Below are 4,469 nucleotides of genomic sequence, written 5' to 3' on the forward strand. Positions count from 1 at the left end.
CCGGAGTTGATGGCTTGCCAACTAGCGCCGCCGTTGGTGCTTTTGAAGACGCCTTCCGAATCGGTGCCGGCATACAGAGTTGTCGGGTTCACAGGATCAATAACAATAGTAGAGACGGTGAATTCATCCAGTCCGGAGTTGATAGCCTGCCAATTGGTGCCTCCATCGGTGCTCTTAAAGAGGCCAACGTCTTTGCTCATGAAGAAATAGCGAGTAGCGATGGCGTACACGGTCATCGGATTGATGGGGTCAATGGCTAAATCAGAGATGGATAAGCCTAATAGCCCGTCCATAGTCTGCCAACTCGCGCCGCCGTTAGTGATCTTAAAAACGCCGCCATAACCGCCGGCATATAGGGTCAACGGATCTTGAGGATCAATAACGAGGGTAGTTATAGGACCAGACAAGCCGGTATTAACCCAACTGGCGCCGCCGTTGGTGCTTTTGAAGACTCCCGCCGCATCAATGACGACACTGGCATATAGGATTTCGGGGTTAACGGGGTCAATGGCAATGGCAGAGATGAAGCGACTAGGCAGTCCGCTATTGATCGCCTGCCAGCTGGCGCCGCCGTTGGTACTCTTGAAGATGCCAGCCGAGTTAGTGCCGGCATACAGAATCATAGGATCACTGGGACTGACAACCACAGTGTTAATCGATCCCCCTTCCGGTCCAATAGCTGTCCATTTGTTGATGCCCGCCTTGGCTGTGCCTGCAAAACCGCCCGCCAAGAGCAAACAGATGCAGATCAGGACTTTGGCGTTATATTTAGTTGTGCTATGCTCAAGCACGGGCATGACTCTGTTCATTCCCACCTCGCAGTCGCCGTAGCGATGTTTTGACTGATAAGAAGCAACCTTGCCGCGCCTTTCCCCGGCCGCATATCTGACTATGCTTGGGTATAAACCTAACACACCCTGGGTCAAACATCAATTATGATTCTCTTCCTGGGCATAGGCATCTACACACGTGCCTGCCCCTTCTTCCTTGAAGGAGAAGGGGCAGGCTTGAGGGATATAAATAGTTGATGTTATTCTCCTCTTTCAACCATCTCCCGCAGGAGAAGGAGTAAAGTCAATTGGCAACTTTGTTTATGTTTAAATACAAAAAAGTTGTACAGATAGTCAGGCTTCCACGGCAAATGAGTCTGTGCGAGGCCGGTCTGGGACAGGTGGTTGCCCCGCTTATCAGCCATTTTTATGACGGGTAGCAATAAGGAAACATCCCTGCGGAATGAAGCTAATGATTGGGAAGGGCTCTGCATCCTCTTCCCAATTCGGGCCCAAGAAAGCATATTCGCTTCGCTTGTTGCGGGGCGCTCCTTTCGGCCTGAAGGCCGAGGTCTAAAACCAGCAAGGAATATTGTGACTTAAATAGAAGTTACGCATTGACGCCTGATTGAAATTGGGGTTTGAAGTCAAATTTATGGAAACACTCATGATTGAAAATGTTGATGCGCGCTGTTCGAAAACATACCGATTGTAAATGGATCAGGCTATACATCGAGAGATGGCTAAAAGCGCCGGTTCTGCTAGATGATGGAACGCTTGTTGACCGTGCCAAAGGCACGCCTCAAGGTGGAGTGATTAGCCCCTTACTAGCTAATCTCTTCATGCATTATGCGTTTGATACCTGGATGCAGAGAAATTACCCTCGCATTCCTTTTGATCGCTATGTGTAGTTTCTTGATTTCATAATCACGATTTCTTGCACTTATCCGTCTTTTTTATCTCGGATTAACTGATTTTATAAATTCACTTTTTCTCACATTAATTGCACCTGGCGTTTTGCCTTCTCACATTAAGTGATTTTATCGATTAGAATTTCCCACTTTATTTGATTCTATCCAGTGCATAAAAATGAGGTGTTGTGAGCCCATTAATGAATATTATCCGCTAAAGTAGCCCTCTAAAATTAGGGATAAGTCCGCCAATAATTTATCGGAAGTGGTCCTCGAAATTTTTAATTTCGTTTGAATTTGGACTGGTAATTTCGGCCATCAAAAGACAGTCAAAAAATTTTTTTGTACGATTGGTCTTCCTGAAAGCGGGCATTCAACGCTCAGCAGCGGACGCCGCTGCATGCTGTTGTTAGGCGCCATGCCGCGGATTTCATTCTTTCGGCGCGGTCATGCAGGCGAAAAAGGCCGCGAGGGCGGCGTCGCCAGCGTGATGAGGTTGCCGTCGGGATCGCGCAGCTGCGCCAGCGTCGAATAGTCGCCCAGAATGTCGTCCCCGAGCGCGATCCCCAGGCCCTGCAGCCTTCGGCGCTCGGCTGCGAGATCGTCGACGTAAACGAACATCACGCCTTTGCCGGCGATCTCGTCGCTACTTGAAAGCATCAGCCCGCCCTGGTCGAAGAGATCCCACTGCACCAACGTGTCCATCGGCCGGTGATCCGGTCCGCGACCGAGCAGTTTGGTATACCAGCCTTCGGCCGCAGCAAGGTCTGCGGTGAGCAAGGCGGTGTAGATCTTCTGCAGGTTCATTTGTTCTCCTCCGAGCCGGGCTCTGTGTGACCGATGCCAGCAGTGACAAAGAAGTCTACGGGATACGTGTGAAGGTGCCGAACGTAGAGCTAAGGGGCGGGCGCGATAGCGACCGTCCCGCTTAAGCGCCATGTTATGGCTTTGTTGCCTCAAAGCGCAATCGTACATAATCGGCAACCCAGCCATTTTGTTCTGTATAAAGAACAGAAAGAAGCTTACCTTTCACTGAGCGTAAAAAAGTAGTTTTTTGTTCTTGGCTCAGATGGCTAGTAATACCCTCTGCGAATATTTCCAGCCATTTCTCAATACCACTTTTTAGAGGTGTTGGCCTTGCGATAAGCTTAATATATTTGACATGGAATCCAGCCTGCTCAAGTAAACCTTGATACTCTTCAACAGAAGGAAAGAACCAAGGCATATGAAACTGGCCAAATTCAGTATTTTCTTCAAACACCTCTTGCATTGCTCTCAATAATGCAGCGATATTTCCTTCGCCACCGAATTCCGCAACAAAGCGCCCATTTTCTTTCAGTGCTAAGTAGGCGCCCTTAACCACTTTTTCCGGTTGGGTTAGCCAGTGCAGTGCAGCATTACTAAAAACGGCATCGAATCTATTTTGGTAGGCTATATTATGTCCATCAATTACATAAGCTGTTATTCCACGAGTTTTTGCCATCTCAATCATGCTAGGGCTAGAGTCAATCCCAATGACTGAGCAGCCTTTTTCTTGAAGTAATCGGGTAAGCTCACCATCGCCACAACCGACATCAAGAATTTCTTCGCCTTCTTGAGGGTTCAATAAGCCAACAACATCATTTGCCATTGTTGGCACAAATGAAGCGTGTTTTATATATTCGGATGCATTCCAATTTTGTTGAGACATTGTTTATCCTATTGAGACATAACGCTAAAGCTCAGCAGTCGACAGACCGCAGAGCGGGATGGCGGTCGGCTGCAGCGATTTGTTGGGCATTCAAGCCGTTGCCACCAGCAGTTCCTCGGAGTTATTTGGTGGACGTAGGCCGTCTGACCTGTCCGCGAAGTAGCGTTCCGCCAGAGCGGCGGCCGACACATGCTGCACCTTCTCAAACCCCGCTTCACGGGCAAGAATCATTATCTCTCCTGGCTTGAAGAAGCTGATCCAAGGCGTGCCACTGGCAGGCGCACCTTCTGCAGCACGCTCGACCCCTATGCGTATCTCAGGATCTAGCATTTCAATCGGGCATAGGAACGACATGACAAATGTGGAACCAAGCGCGAATGTCGCAATTTGGCGTAAGGTCGACATGATTGCATCTTTGGTCAAATACATGCTTACACCGGTAGATGTAACAACTGCCGGGCGCCTATCGTCAAAACCTGATGCAATCAGTCGCTCTAACCAGTTGTCGCCGGCCTCGAAGTCCACCGGCACGAGCTTGAGGTGATCAGCAATATCAAAGCCGGCAGCCAAAAGGCGCTGACGCTTCCACTCTTGAGATTCCGGCTGATCCAGCTCGAAGATGTGCAGTTGAGAAGCAAAATCAGGCCTGCGTTGTGCGAACGAATCCTAGCCCGCGCCGAGAAGAACATACTGATCAACACCTGAGGAAACCTGTTCTTCGACCAAGTCTTCGATAAATCGAGCCCGAGCCAAAATCGACGCCCGGAATGGTTTTGTGAACGAACTCATGTCAGGGCGGTTACGCCAATCTTCATCCGGTTCGATCAGCTTCAAGCCAATTTCATCTTCAAATACGTGCGGCAGCGCGTCTGCTTGCACATGCAGTGCCCGCCATAGTGCGGTTCGCACGGCCGTGTTATCCGGCTTTGCGGCCCGGTCCTGTTGCATTCGCTTCCCTCCTTCTTTTCTTTCGAGTGGCCGCTTTTATTAAAGTGACAGCGGTTGAACGCACTCCCAACGAAGAAAATCTTTACACGGGTAGCTCTCGCTTTTTGGAAAAAATTCCCTGTTGCCCTTCCCTATCAGGAGAGCAAGGCA

4 protein-coding genes and 1 pseudogene are annotated in these 4,469 nt (G+C 49.5%); 1 reads left to right on the plus strand and 4 read right to left on the minus strand.

Annotated elements, in window-relative coordinates; all coding sequences use genetic code 11:
- Positions 1–926 (minus strand): WD40/YVTN/BNR-like repeat-containing protein (locus HUX64_RS02185; protein WP_343034369.1); only part of this gene is annotated, 926 nt, incomplete at its 3' end.
- Between the two features lie 527 nt (positions 927–1,453).
- On the opposite strand from HUX64_RS02185, the gene HUX64_RS02190 reads away from it, so the two are divergent.
- Positions 1,454–1,681, plus strand: coding sequence for an RNA-dependent RNA polymerase family protein (locus tag HUX64_RS02190; RefSeq protein ID WP_246246875.1), 228 nt, complete (start codon positions 1,454–1,456; stop codon positions 1,679–1,681).
- 447 nt (positions 1,682–2,128) lie between these two features.
- Here the strand turns inward: HUX64_RS02190 and HUX64_RS02195 are convergent, their stop codons facing one another.
- The 3 genes and pseudogenes from HUX64_RS02195 to HUX64_RS19520 all read right to left on the minus strand — a co-directional run bounded on the left by HUX64_RS02195 (position 2,129) and on the right by HUX64_RS19520 (position 4,319).
- Complete coding sequence (locus HUX64_RS02195) at positions 2,129–2,488, minus strand: VOC family protein (protein WP_174624611.1); 360 nt, start codon at positions 2,486–2,488, stop codon at positions 2,129–2,131.
- Between the two features lie 133 nt (positions 2,489–2,621).
- Complete coding sequence (locus HUX64_RS02200; protein ID WP_174624612.1) at positions 2,622–3,371, minus strand: class I SAM-dependent methyltransferase; 750 nt, start codon at positions 3,369–3,371, stop codon at positions 2,622–2,624.
- Positions 3,372–3,461: 90 nt separating this feature from the next.
- Positions 3,462–4,319 (minus strand): annotated as a pseudogene (locus HUX64_RS19520) (class I SAM-dependent methyltransferase).
- Positions 4,320–4,469 lie beyond the last annotated feature (150 nt).

The organism is Candidatus Methylobacter favarea (genome assembly GCF_902806695.1).
Taxonomy (GTDB): Bacteria; Pseudomonadota; Gammaproteobacteria; order Methylococcales; family Methylomonadaceae; genus Methylobacter_B; species Methylobacter_B favarea.